Here is a 20,071-nt window from a genome sequence, read left to right as displayed (position 1 = left end):
GTTAATTGGTTGCGGGAGCTGGATTTGAACCAACGACCTTCGGGTTATGAGCCCGACGAGCTACCATACTGCTCCATCCCGCGTCCGAATTAAACGCTGTACTAGATATTGCTTTTACTATGTTTTAAAAACATATTTGTTTTTATTTAATTGGTTGCGGGAGCTGGATTTGAACCAACGACCTTCGGGTTATGAGCCCGACGAGCTACCATACTGCTCCATCCCGCGTCCGAATTAAATCTGTAACAGGGTAAATCATATTAACTAAATTTGGTTGCGGGAGCTGGATTTGAACCAACGACCTTCGGGTTATGAGCCCGACGAGCTACCATACTGCTCCATCCCGCGTCCGAAATTTACTGATGCAATGTTTGCACATTTATCGACTATCATTTAACACTTACTTACAACGCTTTGATGTACATAGACAAAATTGGTTGCGGGAGCTGGATTTGAACCAACGACCTTCGGGTTATGAGCCCGACGAGCTACCATACTGCTCCATCCCGCGTCCGTCTTGTCTCTCAAAGCGGGGCAGACTATAACCATGTCACTGGAACTTTGCAAGCAATAAATGGTAACTAAGTTTCAGCTGCTGGTTTAGTAGTCGTATTGGCTAAAAAACGGTGTTCTAATGTTATAAACTTAGCATGTTGAGGTAAATCAGTGCTGTAATCATAGTTGCTAGAGATTGTTTGAAAGATTTTGCTCTGCTCCGTTGGCCTCAATTTAAGAAGATAACTAGATTGCTTTCAGCAAATTTCATCGAACGTAAATCTAAAGTGCTAGGTTCGTTGAATTTAAATTACATAATCATCGCATTATTCTCTTCTTCATGATGTTCATTAGTATTACCTCGCTTCAATAATGATAGTTTCGACAATAAAAAGAGCCAATCCTTAGCGGATTGGCTCTTGAATGCGATTTAGCTGACTCGCGACTGTTAGTTTAGCGACTTAGTTTATCTACTTGTTGTAACTAATGTGTTGGTGGAAGCGTAGCGTCATGTCCACTCGCTCTCTGTCTAAATCAAGCTTGCTGGTGAAGCTTTGCAGGGCTTCTTCAACTTGATTCATAAAGCGGCCGTAGCCCTCATCTGTGACATCACTTTTGCTGGCAACGATGGCAAATCTTACTGAATCAACGAGTTTGTTACTATCCCAGTGGGTGATAGGTGCTGGTGCTTGAGCATTAGGATCAAAACCTATCATTTGAGATTCTGCAGTCGTCTGTAATTTTTCATACTTACTGTTGCGCACTAGGGGGGTTAAGCCGTTGGCGACCATGGCGATTCGGTTTAGCTGCTTGGAGTGCGCAGCATCGATGAATGCTTGGCTAATTGACTGGTATAAATTGCCGTAGTCAGCATCTTGAGGTTGCTTGAACTGAGATAAAATTTGGCGATTGATTGGCATGCTGATGGTGACATAGCAAAGGGCGCTGTGATTTTCTGGCAGATCACACTCTCTTGCATGGTAGCGGCTGTCGATAGCCCTTAGTTTATAACCATAGGTTTCTTTGTTGCCTTTGGCTTTGGCAAAAAAGTCATAGGACAAATGCTGATGATCTCGCACCTTAATAGGCACATCCGTTACTGGCAACAATGGTTTTAGCTGCTCAACAAATTGCTGCACTTTAGCGTGGAATGCAGCAGAGTTAACACGGATGTCAGCACCGGTTGCTAAAAATGCGACCCTAAACTTACGGGCGATAAAATCAGGTGTAGTGTGCAGTTGGCGTGCTTCATGGTAGGCAGGGTTGTAAAAAATACGTAGCTGCTCAGCGGAAGGGAAGCAATAACTTTCACTGTGATAGCGAATAACAGGTAGTTTATCGTTGGCGATGACATGCACATTCATTAAATCGTGTTGATCTGCAAGCTTAAAAATTATTTGGCTCAAGGCTTGGTAGCAGCTTGCCGCGTCTGGATACGCGGCTAAAATGGCCTCACTCAGTGGAAAACCTACTGTGATGTACTGGTTTTTACGTGCAGTTGTGGGTAAATAAACTTTCTTTTGACGACTAACTGACATGGTATTTCCTTATGATTCCTACGAGTCTTGTGAATATTTTTGTTATTGGCTTTTTTGATAGATGGCTATCATTAGTGTGTCTTTTTATACCAGATATTCTGCCTGAGACTATGGGTCTAGACATCTTATACAACAGGTGGATTTAACCGCGTGTTGTGATAAGTATCTTGGCAGTAACTTTAACTGAGCGACTGTAACCGCGCTATAGTGATAGCGCCTTAAGCTTAGAATATCAACCCGCTTAGGGATAAAGCTCATTTAAAGAACTGATTTCAAGTAAATGGGTTAGACACTTAAAATCAGTGGTTAGCTTAAGCTAAGCACTTAGTTAAGCACTTTCTTGTATACGAGTATCTTAATCGAAATTCGTTTGAATAAAATGACTGACATTTCAAATTGCTATCTAGCTCACTCTTTCTCGTGCCTATTTTAACGCCGTTTCAATCCATGGCTTCATCCATTGACTGATGGTGGCTTGAGCCTTGGCATTGGGGTGTATGCCATCTCGTTGCATGAATTCTTTATTGGTTGCTATTTGTTGCATAAAGAACGGCGCTAGCGTGATGGAATAGTCTTTTGCAATTTGATGATAAACTTGGTTAAAAGCATTGCTGTATCGTGGACCATAATTAGGCGGTACCATAATCTCTGTCAATAAGACTTTGGCATTGTTACTTTGGGCAAGCTCAACGATTTTTGTAAGATTTGATTTCAGCTTTTCGGGCGGAAACCCTCTGAGTCCATCATTACCCCCCAGCTCAATCAGCACTAAGTCAATTTTGCTGGAGGCCAGTAAATTTGGGAGTCTACGTAGGGCGCCTGCAGTGGTTTCACCGCTGACAGAGCCGTTAATTAGGGTATGCTGGCTTAAGTCTTGTTGTAATAATTGCACCCAACCTTGATGTTCATCAATGCCGTACCCTGCACTTAAGCTATCACCTAAGACTAAAATCGTGGCAGCATAGCTGGGCGAACATAAGATAATCAGCATCAACGCTGCATTAAGCAGGCGTTTAAGCCAAGAAGAGAGCCAGGAACCTATGTCGATTAATACTGTTACTACTGCTACTACGTTAAATACTAATGCCATTTCCGTCACTGACCTCAATAAAACTGTGGTGACCCAAGAAGGGGAGCTCACTATCCTCAACGGCATTTCAATGGATGTCAAGCAAGGTGATAGTGTGGCTATTTTAGGGCCATCTGGTTCGGGTAAATCCACTCTGTTGGGGTTACTTGCAGCGTTAGATACGCCCAGCAGCGGCGAAATCTTACTCGATGGCGTGGCATTATCTAAACTTGATGAAGAGCAAAAAGCAGCACTACGCAAACAAAAGGTTAGCTTTATTTTTCAATCATTTATGTTGGTTGATACCTTAACAGCACTTGAAAATGTGATGCTACCCGCCGAACTTGCTGGCGTCATTGATGCCAAACAAAAAGCCCAGAGCATGCTAGACAGAGTGGGGCTTTCCCATAGATTAAGCCATTTGCCTAAGCAGCTTTCTGGCGGCGAGCAGCAAAGGGTTGCCATCGCGCGGGCCTTTATTTGTGAGCCTAAAGTGTTGTTTGCCGACGAACCCACAGGCAATTTAGACAAGGCCAATGGCGATAAAATTGCCGATATGTTGTTTGAACTTAATCAAGAAAGCGACACCACCTTAGTGCTAGTGACCCACGATTTAGCCTTAGCGAAGCGCTGCCAGCGACAATTTTTGATGGATAATGGCGTGTTGACGGAAGCTTTAAGCCCCGAAATGACGAATAACCCTACCCCTAGCTCCGTTGATAGCGCCTTTGATAGTCCCGTCGATAGCCGTGAAGAGGTGTGCTAATGGCACTTCAGCTAGCATGGCGATTTTTCAAACGTGAGTTAACGCAAGGGCAATTATTGCTTATTGTACTGGCCATCACTTTGGCAGTGCTGTCAGTTACTGGCCTTGCGCGGGTGAGCGAGCGCTTACAAGTGGCCATTAATGGCGAAGCGGCGACCTTTATTGCCGCTGATAGAATAATTGACTCTCCCGTAGCACTCGATAATCAATTACTGGGTATTGCCGATGAGCTGGGCTTGGCCCATGTGACCAATATGCAATTTAACTCCATGGTGTATGCCGGAGATAAATTTCAATTAGTGACCATAAAAGCCGTGGGTCCTGCTTACCCGTTAAAAGGCGTTATTGAGCTTGCAAGCGGCGAAACCAAGGCCTTGCCACTCTCTGGTGAAGCCTGGTTTGAAAACCGCCTTGGCGCGCTACTCGATAATCCCACGTCCGTGGAGCTGGGTAATAGTGAGCTTACACTGAGCGGTGAGATCAGCCGGCTCCCCGATGGCGGCTTTAACCCTTTTGCATCCGCGCCGGTGTTACTTATTCGCCTTGCCGATGTTGAGGCCACAGGGATCATTCAACCGGGCAGTCGAGTAAGCTATTTGTATCAATTTACCGGCACGCCTACAGCACTTAAGCAATTTGAAACACAAGCTAAACCTTTACTCAATAGCAGCCAGCGCTGGGTTGATGTGCAGTCGGGTGATTCGCCCATTGCCTCAGCGGTAAAAAAAGCCGAGCGTTTTTTATTACTGGCCAGTTTGTTAGGCATAGCGCTAGCTTGCGCGGCCATCGGGATTGCCGCTCAGCGTTATTGTCAAAGGCATTATGATGTGGTGGCAATGCTAAAAACTTTTGGCGCATCGGCTAAGCAAATTCGCAGTCTGTTTGGTATCCATTTGTTATTAGTCACAGCGCTTGGAATTGTCTTAGGTCTAGTGGGGGGCTTGTTGCTGGACTTAGGCTTAACGGCCTTTTTACCCGCTGAAATCGCCGCTTATTCACCGCCCTATAGCCGCCCAATATTGCTTGGCGTTAGCACTGGGCTTATCAGTGCATTTATGTTTTCGGCCTATCCATTAATGCGCTTGCTGGCCATTCCCCCCCTTAGGGTATTGCAGCGTCAGCTTGAAGGGTTACAACTGGGCATGTGGCTGCATTTACTGCTGAGCCTAACCGCCATGGCCTTACTGGGTTACCTCTATTCAGGCAGTATTCCTTTGACGCTCACCGTGGTTTTTACAGTGTTATTGCTTGGCACACTGTTAAGTTTACTTGGGTTTGCGATGATCCGTATGGGGCACAGCGTTGGGATGAAAACCACCAATCCGTTGCAATTGGCTTTAGCTGGGCTTAGGCGCAGGGCGAAGCAAAATGCAGTGCAACTGGTGGGCTTTAGCAGTGCCTTGGTGCTACTGCTGACCATATTAGCGCTGCGACAAGATTTACTTAATGAGTGGCAAAAACAGCTGCCAGACAACGCTCCTAATTATTTTTTGGTTAACATTGCCCCTGAAGATGCTAAACCGCTGAATGATTTTATGAGCCTTAATCAGATTGCGGCCACTGATATTTACCCGGTGATCCGTGGCCGCTTAACCCATGTTAATGATGAAGTGCTGATTTCCGATGAGCAGCAAAAACAGGGTGAGTCTGGCAGAGTCGGGATTTCAAGGGAGCTTAACCTCACTTATAGGGACAGTTTACCGCCCAATAACAGCATCACAGAAGGGCAGTTTAATCAGCATGATGATGAGGTTTCAGTAGAAACAAAAGTTGCCGAGCGCTTAGGCCTTAACCTTAACGACACCTTGACCTTCACCATAGACAATCAATTGGTTAAGGTGAAGGTTACAAGCTTTAGGCAAGTGCAGTGGGAAACCCTGCAGCCTAACTTCTTTATGATTTTTACCCCCAAAGCGTTGGCGGAGTTCTCTTATACTTCGATGGCAAGTTTTCATCTAGACAATGACAAGCTTAAGCAAGCAGGAAGCACGCTCACGGCCAATCAAGTGGTGCTGCAACTGATCAAACGCTTCCCAACCGTGTCAGTCATAGATGTGGGCGCTATGGTGGGGCAGTTAAGGCAAATTATAGAGCAAGTATCCTTATCGTTATCTTTAGTCCTTGCGCTAGTGCTGCTCGCCAGCGCTTTAGTGCTGATAGCTCAAACTGAAGCTGGAATGGCAACGCGTCAGCGTGAACTTGCGGTATTGCGCACCTTTGGCGCATCGGGCTGGCTGTTGCGTTCTGCTACAGGGCTTGAGTTTGCCTTACTTGGTGCTATTGCTGGGCTATTGGCGGTCATAGTGGCGGAATTTGCACTCTATATGCTTAAAACCCACGTGTTTGAGCTGGTGGTATATATGCATTGGCCTTGGTGGGGATTAGCCCCATTAATGGGCGCTTTGATTGTGGCGTTTCTCGGGGTGTGGCGTTGTCGTCAGCTGCTTAATCAGTCCTGCGGTGAGTTATTAAAAGCGGGTTAACGTCGGTTTAATCACTCGTCTTGTCGGTACTACAGCTACAGTGGCATGATGGAAATGACAGCATAAAAAACCGTTTGTTAAGTTAACAAACGGTTTTTTAGTTTGGCTATTTATTGCTGTTATAGGCACCGCTAGCGTAATGCAATTCATAGCTGTGGCTATAGATTTCTAAAATATTACCGAAGGGATCTTCCATGTAGATCATGCGGTATGGCTTCTCGCCTGGGTAGTAGTAGCGCGGCGCTTTCATGCGCTTTTTACCGCCCGCGGCAACAATTTTTTCAGCTAACTCTTCAACGTTTGGATCTTGAACGCAGAAGTGGAAAATCCCTGTCTTCCAATATTCAAAGTTATCCTTTGGATTTTCTTGATTAGTAAACTGGAATAACTCCACCCCAATGCGGTCACCGGTTGATAGGTGGGCGATGCGAAACGATCCCCAACCTGCGCCAAATACATCGGTACACATCTCACCGATTGGGGTGTCTTCTTCAACAATTTCAGTTGGCTGCATAATTAAATACCAACCTAATACTTCAGTATAAAATTTAACTGCGGCCTCTAAATCCGGTACCGAAATACCAATATGGGAAAAGCTACGTGGGTAAGTCTGACTCATAATAACCTCGATAACGTTAGGGGAAAGGCTGACTCATTCTGTTACTTCAGTCTGAGTCGATGGATAAAGTGTACGAGACTATTTATTAAAATGTAAATTATCAAAATCACTCATAATGATAACTTTAAATTATCATTATGCTGTTATGCTAATCATCCGTAATCCGTAATCCGTAATCCATAGTCATTTACCCCATTTGGAGGTCATCATGTTGAATCAGCAGTGGTTAACTACCTTTATCAAGTTGGTGGAACTAGGTCACTTTACCCATACCGCCGAGCAGCTGTTTATGACTCAGTCTGGCGTGAGCCAGCAGATCAAAAAGCTTGAACAACAAGCGGGCGCGCCATTGCTTAATCGCATTGGTAAGGGGTTTGAGCTCACTCAAGCCGGTATTGCTTTATTGGCTCATGCCAAGCAATTACAGCAGCAACAAGTGGAATTGTTGGCTAGTTTTCATCAAGATGATGCCTATCGCGGCGAGTGTAAATTGGCCTGCTCAGGCTCGATGGCAATGCTTATCTACCCGCATTTAATTGACTATCAATTGCAGCACCCTCAACTAAACATGTCATTAGAAGCGGCGCCAAATCAGCGGATTATCGATAGGGTGCTGGATAACAGCATTGATGTGGGTATTATTACCCAGGAGTTTGCTCACCCTGAATTGAGCTTAAGTCTGCTTGGCAGCCAGCGGCTTTGTTTAGTGTTACCAGAGGCTTGGGCAAGCCAGTTACCTCAAGTTATCGAGTACCATTCATTGGCAGAACTTGGGATGATAGACCATCCAGATGGCATGCATTACTGGCAGCATTTTGTGAGTTGTCATTTTCCTCAGCAGTTACCTAAAGCCAGCACCATTAAGCGCCTCAGTTACGTGAATCAACTCAGTCAGATTTTAATGCCAGTAAGCAAAGGGTTAGGCTTTGCGGTATTACCCGAATTTGCGGTTAAGCAGGCAAGCTCACTTAAAGGGTTATTGATAGTGGCAGAAGCGCGCTTATCGGCTCAATCAGCCAGTGAATCCTTATACCTTATTCAAAAACGTCATCGCCCGCTGGCGCTACGCTATCAACAAATCATCTCTCTAATAACAGGCTTAATACGCTAAAGATGAATCGCTAACGCTTAACTGAAAAATGTTTACCATGTCATCAATTAGCTTGGTTTGAGAGCTGATACTAATCCTTATAAATATCTGATCAGTTCAGAGCTATGTCAGCGGTTCTAAAACCAGCAAAATTGGTGACGTCATAGTGGTGCTATGGCGAGACAATTTGGCGCAGTAGTCGGACTGCTGACAAGCTCCCGCAGGGCGAGTTTATAAGGGGGGTATGCTGTGTTGGCCGATGTCGACTTATCCCGATAGGACTTCCATCGGCCGCCTTGCCTACCTTCCCTTATAACACTCGCTGAATGAGCACATATTTATGCGGATTGGTATTAATGTTAAACAAACCGTTGAGTGCTTAACACTTGATAGAGAATCGCTAAGGCGACGCTGGTAAACAGCAACCCAACCACAGTATCTATAGCGGGAGTTAACCGTATAAGGTGTTGTTTAACGCGCTCTTTAGTCAGCATGATGGCAAGACAGCCAAACCAGCTAAATGACAAACCGAATAACAGCAGCGCCGCTGCGGCTTTAGTGCTCTGATTGACCTCTGGGGTAATAAGCACTGAGAACAGCGTCATAAAAAACACCAAAGCCTTGGGGTTGAGTAAGTTAGTGTATAAGCCTTTTAAGAATCCTTGCTGGTTGCTCATCATTTGAGGCCCTGGACCTGAGGGCATTGCCCCTTGGCTTAGCTTGTCAAAGACGGCTGCATCAGATGCTTGAACCATATCTGATGTTGGAGCTGTGAGGTTATTGGGTTTGTTTTTAAGGCTTTTTAGCGCCGAAGTTAACGCGCCTATGCCCATCCAACCAAGGTAGGAGGCCCCCACAAGCTGCATCAATACATAGGCATAATTGGAGCTTTGTATAAGTAAACTTACGCCTGTGAGGCTCAGTATAGTGTGGGCTAATATGGCCACTGAAATACCCGCCGCGCAGGCAAGGGCGACGCTTCTACTTTGCTGACTGGCAAGTTTTACCACAATAGCAAAATCAGGTCCTGGGCTTACTAGCGCAACTAAGTGGATGATGCCTATGGTCCAAAGTAAAGATAAATCCATGAAAAACACTCGACGTGTGTTGGGTAACACCATTCTGCTCAGCTTATCGGCCTTAGACCAGTAAAATATTGCAGCGGCCACATTTTTAGGCTTAGCACTTTGTAACAAGTCTAGGTTAAGCCTGACTCTTCATCATGCTTTTTAATATAAATCATCGAGATAGTTTCATCTGACTTTATGCGTAATCATTGCGAATTTAAGATGGTAAGGATAAAAATCGACCTATACTCTCTTTGGCCTGTCGTTAGAATAGGTTATCGAGATGATGAAATACTCGTTGATATAAATGCAATCATGTAAACGCAATCATATAAGTGCTGCGACATAAATGCTGCCATATAAATGAGAGTTAATAATGAGGGGGCACTATGTTTTTAGATTATTTTGCGCTGGGGATATTATTCTTTGTCGTTATTGTGATTTTTTACGGCATTATCGTGATTCACGATATTCCTGATGAAACCCGCTATTTTGCCGGTGCGTTTTGGCAAAATTCATTGCTTCGCTTAAAAGAAGGTGATGAGGCTGAGGTGATTATTGATGCCATGCCAGGGCAAGTGTTTAAAGGGCGGGTTGCCACAGTGTTGCCGGCCATGGCTGAGGGGGAAGTGCAGTTTAGCGGTAATTTACAGTCTTAAAGTCGTTTGTTTCAGCGAGGCCGCGCCTTGGTATTAATTGAACTTGAAGATGATGCCATCAGACAATCTTTACCTGCAGGAGTGTCGGGTCAAGTCGCCATTTATACCGAGCATTTTAGTCATGTGGCGGTGATGCGCAAAGTCTTACTGCGTATGCAAGGCTGGCTTAATTATGTGTTTATGGAAGGGCACTAGTTGTTAAGTACACTAGCTTCAACGGCGCGAATTTCGTGCGCTAATTTGAGTGGATAAAAGCGAAACATGCTAAGCGTTGTTTTAATGTAAAGCTGCGCTAACTTAACAAAGCCCGTGAGCCCTGATGATCTAGGTTCATGGGCTTTTTTGTCTAATCAGGGTAGATATTATTGAGGGCTGATCCCAATTGAGTATATTTAAAGTTAAATCCTGCTTCTAAGGCGCGCTTTGGCAATACAAATTGCCCTTGGGTCATCAGTGACGCCATTTCCCCTAACAATATCCTCATCGCCCATGTTGGCATGGTGAGTTTGGCTGGACGGTTAAATGTGTCAGCTAAGGCTTTTGAAAACACTTTATTACTCACAGGGGTGGGGCTGGTGGCATTGAAAATCCCGTGAACAGCGGGATTTGTTATCATGAAATGGATAAGGGTTATCATATCGTCTAAATGCACCCAGCTCATCCCTTGCTCGCCATCGCCTATGGGGCCGCCTAAACCAAGGCGAAAGGGCAATGCCATTTTCTTCAGCGCGCCGCCATTTTTGCCTAATACTATGCCGGTTCTTAAAATGCATACTCGGGTTTTATCTGATTGTGCCTGAAGGGCAAGGCCCTCCCAAGTGGCGCAAATATCATGGCTAAATTCATTGTGGGGCGAGGTATGTTCATCAATCATTTCATCCCCATGGGCACCGTAAAATCCGATGGCAGAGCCACTGATAAAGCAACTCGGTGGGGTTTTGCTGTCTTGAATAAGGGCGGTAATTCTGGCGGTGATATCCCAGCGGCTGTGGCAAATCTTATGCTTTTGCTTGTCGGTCCAGCGTTTGGCGATGATGGGCTCACCGGCTAAATTGATAACGATATCAAAACCATTGAGGTGAGTGAGGCCTTGCAGACTTTCAATATAATCATGACCATCACCGAGCTTTTTAGCTGCTTTACGCTTGTTGCGGGTCAAGATGGTTAAATGATGACTTTTAAGTGACGCCACTAAGGCTTGGCCGATAAACCCACTGCCGCCGGTGATGAGTATATTCATAGTTTGTGCTACTCCCCTCGAGATTGAGTTATCATTTTTTATCAGATAACTATAGGCAGAATTTAGCTTAAAGCCCCATTATTGTAGTTGTGGTTTATTTACTGTGGTTTTGATAGCACAACTCCATCGACACAGAATCAGCAAAGCGCAGCGCGTGGGGTTTATCGATTTCGACACTGGCAAATTCAACCCAATGATGCTCGCTGGCAATGGCCAAGGTTTGATTAGTGAGGTTTTCTAATAATGAAAAGCGATTACCTTCGATTAAGCTAATGATTTTCTTTGTAATGGTGCGATAATTGAGTGCATCAGCCACATTATCACTATTGCGTGCCTTTTCGGCGCAATAATGGATCACCACATTTACTATGATGTCTTGTTTATTTTGGATTTCATCATCTTTAATGCCGATAAATGTGCGTAATCTAAGATTTTTAATGCGTATAATGGCGGTTTCTGGTTTCATAGGCGCTTAGCTATTCCGTCTTTTTGTGACAAATTTTTCTTAGCCTAACAATATTCGAAAGGATTTCCTATATGGACAAGTTAACTTCCTCATCTATGGCATTGAGAACCACGGTGATTTTAGCCAGTTTGGTGATTATTTTAGCGGGTATAAAGGCGGCAAGCCCCATAGTAGTCCCCTTTGTATTGTCGGCATTTTTAGCCGTGATCTGCAACCCCGCTATTGTCTTGATGACTCGCTGCCGGTTACCCAAGTGGCTAGCTGTGTTATTACTTATGGCCTTTATTGTCTTGATGGGGCTATGGCTGACTAGCTTAGTGGGCCGCTCAGTCAATGAGTTCTCGACCCAAGTTCCAGTGTACCGTCAACAGTTGATTGAGCAATTCGCGTGGATAATTGAGCGCCTGCAAGGCTTTAATATTCATATTTCACAGCAAAAAGTGTTGGATTATTTTGACCCCGGCATGGCCTTGTCGATGACAACCAATATGCTCTCGGGCGTGGGCAATGTGATGGCGAATCTGTTTCTTATCATACTTACTATCGTATTTATGCTGTTTGAAGCGCAATCCTTGCCCAAAAAAGTCCATCTGGCGATGGATGATCCAGATATGCGCTTAAAGCAGATTGACCGTTTCTTGCAATCGGTCAATCAATACATGGTGATTAAAACCTTAGTGAGTATTGCCACCGCATTTATTGTGGGTATAGGCTTGAGCATCATAGGGGTGGATTACGCCTTGTTGTGGGCGGTATTGGCGTTTTTGTTTAATTACATTCCTAATATCGGTTCCATTATTGCCGCTATTCCTGCGGTACTTTTAGCATTAATTCAATTAGGCCCAGCAGCCGCAGGCGGCACGGCATTACTCTACCTTGGCACGAATATGGTGATGGGCAATGTGGTCGAGCCTAAATTTATGGGCAAGGGCTTAGGGCTTTCGACTTTAGTGGTCTTTTTGTCGTTAATCTTTTGGGGCTGGCTGTTGGGCTCTGTGGGCATGCTGTTGTCAGTACCGTTGACCATGATTGTAAAAATTGGCCTAGAATCCAGCAGAGGTGGCAGCTGGCTGGCCATATTACTGACCGATGATACTGAGCTTGATGTGGGAAGTGACCCCCAATCACCCCGCGAGCTTAGCAGTGGATTAAGTGTTGAATTAGATGCTGAACTAAATGATAAGTCAGCTTGTGAGGCAAAAGGTGATGAAGGCACAGCGCTAGGGATAGATAAAGTGACAGACTCAGGCTGTAAAGCAACTGCAGATGAAGCCACAACATCAACCGCTGAAGCAAAATCACTGCCATAAAGCCAAAGACGTAAATCAAAGAAGTACAACGATAGCCTATACAGTAATTAATTGAAAAATAGAGTGATAATGAATATCGAACGATTGTTTTCCCAGCACCAAACAAGCGAGTTAGGCACAGATATTTGCCGCATCTTCCATGGACGCGGTGGCCTACATGCAGGCTGTGAGCACTTGTGCCTAGATTGGTACAACCCAGTGTTACTGCTAACCAGTTTTAAGATCTTAAGCGACGATGAATTGGCAAGCTTAGTGGCTGAGATTGAGTCATTTTGGGGCCAAAGCGTTCGTAGCCATGAGCTTAATTTGGTGTATCAATACCGCAGTGGCGGTGAGACGGTAACTGAGCTTTTACGCGGCGCAGTGCCTGCTCAACACAATGTGAGCGAAAACGGCGCTAAGTTTGTTATCCATCTACTTAAAGGGCAAAATCATGGCCTATTTTTAGACATGGCAAACGGCAGAACCTGGGTAAAAGCTCATGCTAAGCACAAGAAAGTGCTCAACTTATTCGCCTATACCTGCGGTTTTTCTGTGATGGCCTTACAAGGCGGCGCCGATGAAGTGGTTAATATCGACATGAGCAAAGGCGCGTTGAGCATAGGCAAGCAGAATCATCTGCTTAATGGCTTTGGCTCGGGGGCACGTTTTTTAGGCCACGATATCTTTAACTCCTGGGGCAAACTCACCAAGCTTGGCCCCTATGAGATGATCATCGCCGATCCACCCAGTAATCAAAAAGGCAGCTTCGTTGCCACTAAAGATTACGTGCGTCTACTGCGCCGTTTACCTGAATTGCTCGCCCCAGGCGGGGATTTGCTATTGTGCCTCAATGCCCCAGAGCTAGGTTGTGATTTCCTGATGGCCCAAGTTGCAGAAACTGCGCCACAGCTTACCTATCTCGATCGCCTCGCTAACCCCAGTGTGTTTGCCGACATAGATGAACAGAAGTCATTGAAAGTGCTGCGTTATACCAAAGCGGGTTGAGCTATGACTTAAGCCGTTGCAGCGATTATGTTGGAACGGCAAGCTGTGCTTCACAGTCTTCATAAATACCGCGATGGTGACTATGGTTTCAGATCATGTTTAATTTCAATAAGATTTTGACTTAAAGTTAATTTTGTATAGGTCCACTCAGTGTTCTCAGCCATTGGGCTAATCTCCCGAGTGACACCGTATTCTTACCGGAAAAAAGGTCCAATGGGCTCGGGCGCAGCATCCCTGCTGCTAACGCACTCGAGCCATTTAGCCCAATAACCTCTCATTGGCATCCTAGTTGCCGTTTAGCTCTAAATCAGCAGTGCATGCTTATTTCAACTTTGACACGTTTTTTCTTCAGAGAGGAATTTAACAATGCTTGGCACCGTTAATCTTGTGGCGGATAAGGTGCGTACTTTTGTCGATTTGGTTTGAAGGCGGCCTTAAAAGGCGAACAACCTAATAACTTACTGCCTTTCATTGGCAATGAACGCAACCATCAACCCAAGGGTATAGCATTTTCGCTGCAAGATTATCTTGAGCTGGTTGATGATACGGGACGTATTATTCGCAATGACAAGCGTGGCGCCATCAGCAGCAATAGTGCTAAGTTACTATCAAGGTTGAATATCCCTCAAGAAAATTGGCTCAAACTCACTACTGAGTTTGGTAAGCTCTTTCACGGCCCAGTGGGCACACTTCAAGAACTTACCCGCTATTGTGAGCATCTAGAAAAACGACGAAGACACTTCGCAAGTAGCTGCCAGCACTTAAAAGCGGGCTAATCTAAAATTCCTTGCAATAACAATGTTTCTAAATCAGCTGATAGTGATTTCTTGTTTAAGTTAATAGGTAGTATAAGTGCGTGAGTTACTCTGTAAGCTGAGTACCGATTTTAATATTTTGTCTTTTTCTATTAAGTTAGGTTCCATAGCTTTAAATTGCTCAAGCATAGGGCCTGGTAAGTTATCGTAATAGATAACATAGTCTCTATCGAATTTTATAGCAGGCACAGCTTGAGACAGTTTGGCGTTGGTTGTATTAAATTGAGCGCTATCTTTAACCCAATTGATGGTCGCTTCCTTCCAGAGTTCTTGTGAGTCCAGTGTGCCGAGATAAGCTCTCGCTTTATCTAGGCTTAGAAATTGTTGCGTTTTAACACTATAAACATAAATAGCCGGAAAAGATGGTTTTGTCTGAGTGGAGGCTGTTTTATAAAAGCTGTTTTTTCCACTTTGTCCTAATGCTTGCAAGGATGTTTCATTAGCGCTAACACTGACATTAGCGAAAAAGGTAGTAGCTAGCGCTATTGAAATAAGCCATTTTCTATTCATACATTAAATCCATTTATGAAAGAACGCACTAAAAGTGTGTGCTCAAATTGTCATTTATTTAACTACATTTTTATTACTCAGCTTTCATACCAATCGTATTAATTTTCTGGTCATTCAATGGGAGCATCTCAAGCATTGCACTTCTTCGTTGCATTAATTTGAAAGGGAATAACCCTTACTGCATTAATGTGATTGGTATAATTTTTCGAGCGTGCCCTACGAGCAATTTAGGCTGCGATAATTCATTGTTAGCACATTTCTCACTAAGTTTACTGTTGTGAAAACCCTTGACTGTGTTAACCAAATCGTCTGCATTAAACGAAAAAGAGTTTGTTTAATTGTGGCAGTACATCTTTATCTGCGATTAAAAAGCTAACAAGCTTAATAGCTTAAGTCAATAATAAAAGTAAAAAAACATAGTGATTTCTCAACTCGTATTGGTTATCTTTGTGTAACTAGATAGTAAAAGGAATTCGCTAAATGTTTAACATCCCTAAGGATAGGAATTACTCAAAAAAATTAAAAATACTACCGTTTTTATTGGCTGCGATTGTTTTGTTCATCGTTATTTTTGCCACTTTTACACCTCAAGCATTCTCTATTGCCACATCTAACTCTGAACATTTAATGTCCGAAGTCGAGTATTCCTCAATGACGGTAATGGTCTCGGGCTATGGCAAACTCGTGCCTAAAATACAGCGCGGTGTTAATGCTATAAGCAGTGGCCACATAGTGGAAGTTGTCCTCAAGCCTGGCAATATTGTTAATAAGGGGGATGTCATTTTAAGGTTGAACAACCCTAAACTATTACGAGCAATGGAAACCAGTGAACTTGAACTGCTTGAAGAGAAATCACACCTACAGCAGGTGATGGCTGAATCTCGCCAAATTCTGGAAGACCAATTGGGGGCTATTCGATTAGCTAACGTTCGCTTAGCTTTGTCTAAGGCGGAGTTGACTGCCAATGAAACACTCAAAGAGAGTCATGTTATCTCTGCGCTAGAGCTGCATAAAGCCAAAGTTGAGTGGGAAAAAGAAGATGCTATTTTACAAATGGAAACAAGTCGTTACAACACTCTGCAACAGACTAGGCAATCTATCAATCAAGCGGCGTTATATCGCTTAGAGAAAGCTCAAAAACAATATGAGATGTTCGCATTAGAAGTTAACCAACTATCCATTACGGCGAGTATGGATGGCATGTTAACTGAGCTAGCTGATGATCTTGAAATTGGTCGTCATTTAGATGAAGGACAGGCTGTAGGAATGATTGCAGATTTATCAAGCTATTACGCAAGGATAAGTATTACTGCGAATGATGCTGAATTTGTTAACCCTAAGTTAGCTGCGAAAGTATCCATTAAAGGAATTGACATGCCGGGCTTTGTCTCACGTGTTGAGCCGTCAGTTACTAATGGCAGCGTAGAAATAGACATCAGTTTTACTGGGGATTTACCGACTTCTGTGCGCCCCAATATAGATGTTAATGCCATCATCGAAGTCGCCGAACATAAAAATACTTTAATTGCAGACCGCCCTGTGGGTGTAATTAGAGGGCATAGAGAATACCCAATGTTTATTCTGAATGAAAAGCTTGAATTGTTTGAGAAAAGACAAGTTCTAGTGGGTGATATTTATGGGGATAAGGCACAAGTGATTGCAGGCCTTACACAAGGAGAACAGTTATTATTGCAAGTGCCTACACATCTGGCTAACAGGGAAGAATTTACTATGGGTGATCTTTATGACTGATGCGGTTATACAACTCAATAAACTGAATAAATCTTTTAATCATAGATCTGGTAGCAACCACGTTTTAAAGGATATAAATCTCAAGGTTAATAGTGGTGAGATGGTGGCAATTGTCGGGCAATCAGGTAGTGGTAAGTCAACCTTGTTATCAATCCTTGGCCTGTTAGACGTTGCGGATAATGGCAGTTATGACCTGTGTAATCAAAATACACGTGAGCTATCAGAATTTCAGCTTAGTCAGCTGCGAAACCAACATATTGGCTGGGTGTTTCAGAACTTCAATTTGATTGCAGACATGACAGTAGTTGAAAATCTCACTGCACCATTGCGGTTTAATAAGAAGGTAAAATCCTCAGAATATAGTCAGTTAATTCAAGATGTGTTAAATAAAGTTGGCTTAAGCGATAAAAAAGATTTTTTCCCAGATGAACTCTCTGGCGGCCAGCAACAGAGGGTTGCAATTGCACGGGCGTTAATCTGTAAGCCTGATATTTTACTGTGTGATGAGCCTACAGGTAACTTAGATTCCGAAAACTCGCAAAAGATAATGGACTTGTTGTGTGAGCTCAACCAGGAGGGGCGAACTGTGTTAATTATTACTCATGATGAACGTGTCGCGCTTTGTTGCCAGCAAGCATACAAGATGTCCGATGGTATCCTTTCTGTGGTGCATAATCAGGAGTTTAAACGTGTTGTTTGATATTCTGTATGGTTGGCGTAAGTGGCGCGGTCAGCGTGGTATGTGGCTTGTTTTGATCGTAAGCCTTTGCTTATTTTGCTGTTTAATTGGTTTCTCATCAAATTTGATCTGGATGCTTAGCAGTGACAGACCGCAATGGGTTCAGCAAAAAGATCCGTTAATTACCATTGTTAATCAAGATCATAATGGAAATGTGCAGCCGATTTCTGTTTATGATATCGAGCTATTGCAAAAGTTACCTGCAATAAAAAATGTTGCTAGCGTTAGCATTCAAAGCGCTGCTTTGACTGTCGGATTAAAGGATATATCCGGAGTCAATATTGGGTTCTATTCTAAAAGTTTGATTGAGCTTTTAGCAATGCCCAAGCCCTTTACTCAGAAAATCTGGGAAGAAAAACAAGTGGTTCTATCGTCCCGCTTTTACAATCAATACAACACATCAAAAGGGATTGATGAACTTACTCTTTATTATAAAGGTCAGCGCCTGCCTATCGCGGGGGTGGCTTTACCATCAATGGCAAAGATTGGTGACAGGGATATCGATATATGGGTGCCTGATAGTTACCTGCTTCAGGATGTGCCGACAATGTTTGCCGAAAACCCTGAGCTGTACGTCAAAACAAAAGGGAGTCATTACGGTTTTGCGCAACTCAGCCGGGCTCACTCAGCAGAGCAGTTGCAACAAGCGTATCGCTTATTAAGAGCGCAAACCCCAAGGCCACAGGGTGGGTTTGTTGATAGCCATTTTACTCCGTTAATTATTGATGGCATGGAGATCAAGCCTAATGAGCGGCTGCTTATTCAAAAACAATCATGGGTATTACTCGTCTTACTGCTTTGTTTTGGTTTTATAATTTGTAGTGGTATCGTTTCAGCTTACATGCAACAAAGTATTGTAAGGCGTGCAGAAATCCAGTTGAAAGTTGCCTTGGGTGGTGAGCGAAGGGATATTTTTTTACACTTGGTTCGGGAAAATTTGCTAACACTTGCTGTGCTGGCGCTTGTGAGCCCCGTGCTCGGCATCATCTTTACGGATTATGTTGCCAATATACCCCTTTATAAAATCTATTTTGATGGCGGGTTATCGTTTAATTTTTGGCTCTGGATTGCGGCAGTGTTTGTCTCTGCGGGTCTATTTTTGCTGTGCGCTCAAATGCCAATGATGGATGCTATGTCGTCGCATTTCTCTCGTGGACGCCAAGGGCAAATGGACAAAAAACAGGTGTTAATGAGCCAGTTTATTTTACTTATTCAGCTGAGTGTAATTATATCAGTGATTATTTTAAGTCTGGTTCTGTCATTTACCGAATGGAAAAAATACCAAAAAATTAATATTTCTCAATCTGTCTACAGTTTTAAACCTGTGGTCAAAGGCCAATTATCTTTGTCTTTATCGGCCGAGCAGTTTAAAGGAGATTGGCAGGTATTGGGGAGTGAAGTTGCACTGTCCTCAACCATGTTTACTGATTTGGGCGCTCAAAGGTTGAGTTATCAAGTTATTGGTCAGTCTGCTTTGGCAAAACCTATTAATAGTCTCTATGTCTCTTCTAACTTTTTTGACCTGCTCGGGATCAATTCAATATTGCCATCAAGACTCACTGCAAACAGTTTAGTGATTAATCAAACTATGGCATATCAATTAGCAGAGGAATTAGGCTTAGCAAACTACAGGTCTGTTAAAGGCATAGATATAGAAGTTTCTGGTTTTTTTTATACAAAACAGTTTAAGGTCACTGGGATCATTGAAGACCTGCTCCATTTTGGACTTAATCAATCCCCAAAACCTGTGCTTTATTTGCATTTAAGCGAGCAAAATCCATTATATGCCCATAGAGTAGCACCGGTTGTTTATACTAAGCATGCTAATCAGCAACTCTTTCTATCTCATTTAAATGATTGGGCTGATTTACAATCTTCGGCATTAGGCTATCAAGATTCAGGCAGTTTAGTGCGACAGATAATAAGCACAGATCCTGCTGGGCGATTATTGTTTATTACTTCTAGTGCGATGGCATTGATGATTTTTTTATTAGTTATTTTTACATTGTACTACCGCTTTCAGTTCACAGTAAAAGTACAACAGATGAAATGGGCTATTTTACTTGCAGTTGGTGCCGAGAAAATGAGTTTGATCATGCAGATGATTAAATTAAACCTTATTTTAACTGGGCAGGCGTCAACTTTTTCTGTATGCCTGCTATGGATATTAGACAGTCAGAGTTTGAAGCTGCTTGGCGTATCACTTTTACAGCCATTATTAATGTGTACCAGTATTATAATTTGTATGCTAATTGTGGTTTCAATTACGTTTTTAGCTTCAAGAAAAACCCTAAAGCACAGTATTAGTGAGTTACTGCGTATTTAATATATAGAATCAAGTTCGTACAAATGGCTGTTGAGCGCATGCGAAATTGGATTATGTTATTGTTTTCAATGGCTGGCTGATTAGTTGGAAAAAATGCTCCTAAAATCCCCATATGTTAAGCGTTAACTGTATTTAACTGT

At 43.4% G+C, this 20,071-nt stretch carries 16 protein-coding genes, 4 tRNA genes and 2 pseudogenes; 11 read left to right on the top strand and 11 right to left on the bottom strand.

Annotated elements, in window-relative coordinates:
* Positions 1-6 precede the first annotated feature (6 nt).
* The 6 genes from H5073_RS11475 to H5073_RS11450 form a co-directional block, all read right to left on the bottom strand.
* A tRNA-Met gene (locus H5073_RS11475) sits at positions 7-83 on the bottom strand.
* A gap of 68 nt (positions 84-151) precedes the next feature.
* A tRNA-Met gene (locus H5073_RS11470) sits at positions 152-228 on the bottom strand.
* A gap of 43 nt (positions 229-271) precedes the next feature.
* Positions 272-348, bottom strand: a tRNA-Met gene (locus tag H5073_RS11465).
* 86 nt (positions 349-434) lie between these two features.
* Positions 435-511 (bottom strand) — tRNA-Met (locus H5073_RS11460).
* Between the two features lie 454 nt (positions 512-965).
* Positions 966-2,033, bottom strand: a complete 1,068-nt coding sequence (locus tag H5073_RS11455; RefSeq protein ID WP_182679709.1) for a DUF3083 family protein — start codon at positions 2,031-2,033, stop codon at positions 966-968.
* Positions 2,034-2,457: 424 nt separating this feature from the next.
* Positions 2,458-3,024: an arylesterase gene (locus H5073_RS11450; RefSeq protein WP_182679708.1), complete on the bottom strand. Its 567-nt coding sequence runs from the start codon at positions 3,022-3,024 to the stop codon at positions 2,458-2,460.
* 49 nt (positions 3,025-3,073) lie between these two features.
* Here H5073_RS11450 and H5073_RS11445 point away from each other — a divergent pair, with 49 nt between their 5' ends.
* Positions 3,074-3,868, top strand: coding sequence for an ABC transporter ATP-binding protein (locus H5073_RS11445; protein ID WP_259394883.1), 795 nt, complete (start codon positions 3,074-3,076; stop codon positions 3,866-3,868).
* Complete coding sequence (locus H5073_RS11440) at positions 3,868-6,351, top strand: ABC transporter permease (protein WP_182679707.1); 2,484 nt, start codon at positions 3,868-3,870, stop codon at positions 6,349-6,351. The genes H5073_RS11445 and H5073_RS11440 overlap by 1 nt, the downstream gene beginning before the upstream one ends.
* Positions 6,352-6,457: 106 nt before the next feature.
* Here the strand turns inward: H5073_RS11440 and H5073_RS11435 are convergent, their stop codons facing one another.
* Positions 6,458-6,970: a lactoylglutathione lyase family protein gene (locus H5073_RS11435; RefSeq protein WP_182679706.1), complete on the bottom strand. Its 513-nt coding sequence runs from the start codon at positions 6,968-6,970 to the stop codon at positions 6,458-6,460.
* A gap of 208 nt (positions 6,971-7,178) precedes the next feature.
* Here H5073_RS11435 and H5073_RS11430 point away from each other — a divergent pair, with 208 nt between their 5' ends.
* On the top strand, positions 7,179-8,081 hold the full coding sequence (locus H5073_RS11430; RefSeq protein WP_182679705.1) for a LysR family transcriptional regulator: 903 nt from the start codon (positions 7,179-7,181) through the stop codon (positions 8,079-8,081).
* Positions 8,082-8,419: 338 nt separating this feature from the next.
* Here the strand turns inward: H5073_RS11430 and H5073_RS11425 are convergent, their stop codons facing one another.
* On the bottom strand, positions 8,420-9,148 hold the full coding sequence (locus H5073_RS11425) for a LysE family translocator (RefSeq protein WP_182679704.1): 729 nt from the start codon (positions 9,146-9,148) through the stop codon (positions 8,420-8,422).
* Between the two features lie 368 nt (positions 9,149-9,516).
* Here H5073_RS11425 and H5073_RS18610 point away from each other — a divergent pair.
* Positions 9,517-9,609 (top strand): annotated as a pseudogene (locus tag H5073_RS18610) (DUF3302 domain-containing protein); the annotation flags it as partial.
* A gap of 204 nt (positions 9,610-9,813) precedes the next feature.
* Positions 9,814-9,981 carry a hypothetical protein gene (locus H5073_RS18280; RefSeq protein ID WP_220488044.1) on the top strand — a complete coding sequence of 56 codons (168 nt, stop codon included), beginning with the start codon at positions 9,814-9,816 and terminating at the stop codon, positions 9,979-9,981.
* Positions 9,982-10,132: 151 nt separating this feature from the next.
* Here H5073_RS18280 and H5073_RS11415 read toward each other — a convergent pair whose 3' ends face one another.
* Positions 10,133-11,026, bottom strand: a complete 894-nt coding sequence (locus H5073_RS11415) for a TIGR01777 family oxidoreductase (RefSeq protein ID WP_182679703.1) — start codon at positions 11,024-11,026, stop codon at positions 10,133-10,135.
* A 94-nt stretch (positions 11,027-11,120) separates the two neighbouring features.
* Positions 11,121-11,492 carry a dihydroneopterin triphosphate 2'-epimerase gene (folX, locus tag H5073_RS11410; RefSeq protein WP_182679702.1) on the bottom strand — a complete coding sequence of 124 codons (372 nt, stop codon included), beginning with the start codon at positions 11,490-11,492 and terminating at the stop codon, positions 11,121-11,123.
* 71 nt (positions 11,493-11,563) lie between these two features.
* Between folX and H5073_RS11405 the strand changes: the two genes are divergently transcribed.
* The 3 genes and pseudogenes from H5073_RS11405 to H5073_RS11395 all read left to right on the top strand — a co-directional run.
* On the top strand, positions 11,564-12,802 hold the full coding sequence (locus H5073_RS11405; protein WP_182679701.1) for an AI-2E family transporter: 1,239 nt from the start codon (positions 11,564-11,566) through the stop codon (positions 12,800-12,802).
* Between the two features lie 69 nt (positions 12,803-12,871).
* A complete protein-coding gene (locus H5073_RS11400; protein ID WP_182679700.1) occupies positions 12,872-13,789 on the top strand; it encodes a class I SAM-dependent methyltransferase in 918 nt (305 codons plus the stop codon).
* Between the two features lie 422 nt (positions 13,790-14,211).
* Positions 14,212-14,565: pseudogene (locus H5073_RS11395) on the top strand (transposase); the annotation flags it as partial.
* A gap of 60 nt (positions 14,566-14,625) precedes the next feature.
* Here H5073_RS11395 and H5073_RS11390 read toward each other — a convergent pair.
* Positions 14,626-15,114: a hypothetical protein gene (locus tag H5073_RS11390; protein WP_182679699.1), complete on the bottom strand. Its 489-nt coding sequence runs from the start codon at positions 15,112-15,114 to the stop codon at positions 14,626-14,628.
* 480 nt (positions 15,115-15,594) lie between these two features.
* Here H5073_RS11390 and H5073_RS11385 point away from each other — a divergent pair, with 480 nt between their 5' ends.
* Genes H5073_RS11385 through H5073_RS11375 form a run of 3 tightly spaced genes read left to right on the top strand, consistent with a single transcriptional unit; the run spans position 15,595 to position 19,931 of the window.
* Positions 15,595-16,866 (top strand): efflux RND transporter periplasmic adaptor subunit, encoded by a 1,272-nt coding sequence (locus H5073_RS11385; RefSeq protein WP_182679698.1) that lies wholly within the window; start codon positions 15,595-15,597, stop codon positions 16,864-16,866.
* A complete protein-coding gene (locus H5073_RS11380) occupies positions 16,859-17,566 on the top strand; it encodes an ABC transporter ATP-binding protein (protein WP_220488043.1) in 708 nt (235 codons plus the stop codon). The genes H5073_RS11385 and H5073_RS11380 overlap by 8 nt, the downstream gene beginning before the upstream one ends.
* Positions 17,556-19,931, top strand: coding sequence for an FtsX-like permease family protein (locus H5073_RS11375; RefSeq protein WP_182679697.1), 2,376 nt, complete (start codon positions 17,556-17,558; stop codon positions 19,929-19,931). The genes H5073_RS11380 and H5073_RS11375 overlap by 11 nt, the downstream gene beginning before the upstream one ends.
* Positions 19,932-20,071: the final 140 nt, after the last annotated feature.

The organism is Shewanella sp. SR44-3 (genome assembly GCF_014163735.1).
Taxonomy (GTDB): domain Bacteria; phylum Pseudomonadota; class Gammaproteobacteria; order Enterobacterales; family Shewanellaceae; genus Shewanella.
Note: the sequence above shows the minus strand (reverse complement) of the source record. Positions and strands in the feature narration are given on the sequence as shown.

What these genes read in the sequence shown, in the direction of transcription:
- H5073_RS11455 (WP_182679709.1), bottom strand. Translation starts at nt 2,033, where the DNA reads ATGTCAGTTAGTCGTCAAAAGAAAGTTTATTTACCCACAACTGCACGT.
- H5073_RS11450 (WP_182679708.1), bottom strand. Translation starts at nt 3,024, where the DNA reads ATGCTGATTATCTTATGTTCGCCCAGCTATGCTGCCACGATTTTAGTC.
- H5073_RS11445 (WP_259394883.1), top strand. Translation starts at nt 3,074, where the DNA reads ATGTCGATTAATACTGTTACTACTGCTACTACGTTAAATACTAATGCC.
- H5073_RS11440 (WP_182679707.1), top strand. Translation starts at nt 3,868, where the DNA reads ATGGCACTTCAGCTAGCATGGCGATTTTTCAAACGTGAGTTAACGCAA.
- H5073_RS11435 (WP_182679706.1), bottom strand. Translation starts at nt 6,970, where the DNA reads ATGAGTCAGACTTACCCACGTAGCTTTTCCCATATTGGTATTTCGGTA.
- H5073_RS11430 (WP_182679705.1), top strand. Translation starts at nt 7,179, where the DNA reads ATGTTGAATCAGCAGTGGTTAACTACCTTTATCAAGTTGGTGGAACTA.
- H5073_RS11425 (WP_182679704.1), bottom strand. Translation starts at nt 9,148, where the DNA reads ATGGATTTATCTTTACTTTGGACCATAGGCATCATCCACTTAGTTGCG.
- H5073_RS11415 (WP_182679703.1), bottom strand. Translation starts at nt 11,026, where the DNA reads ATGAATATACTCATCACCGGCGGCAGTGGGTTTATCGGCCAAGCCTTA.
- folX (WP_182679702.1), bottom strand. Translation starts at nt 11,492, where the DNA reads ATGAAACCAGAAACCGCCATTATACGCATTAAAAATCTTAGATTACGC.
- H5073_RS11405 (WP_182679701.1), top strand. Translation starts at nt 11,564, where the DNA reads ATGGACAAGTTAACTTCCTCATCTATGGCATTGAGAACCACGGTGATT.
- H5073_RS11400 (WP_182679700.1), top strand. Translation starts at nt 12,872, where the DNA reads ATGAATATCGAACGATTGTTTTCCCAGCACCAAACAAGCGAGTTAGGC.
- H5073_RS11390 (WP_182679699.1), bottom strand. Translation starts at nt 15,114, where the DNA reads ATGAATAGAAAATGGCTTATTTCAATAGCGCTAGCTACTACCTTTTTC.
- H5073_RS11385 (WP_182679698.1), top strand. Translation starts at nt 15,595, where the DNA reads ATGTTTAACATCCCTAAGGATAGGAATTACTCAAAAAAATTAAAAATA.
- H5073_RS11380 (WP_220488043.1), top strand. Translation starts at nt 16,859, where the DNA reads ATGACTGATGCGGTTATACAACTCAATAAACTGAATAAATCTTTTAAT.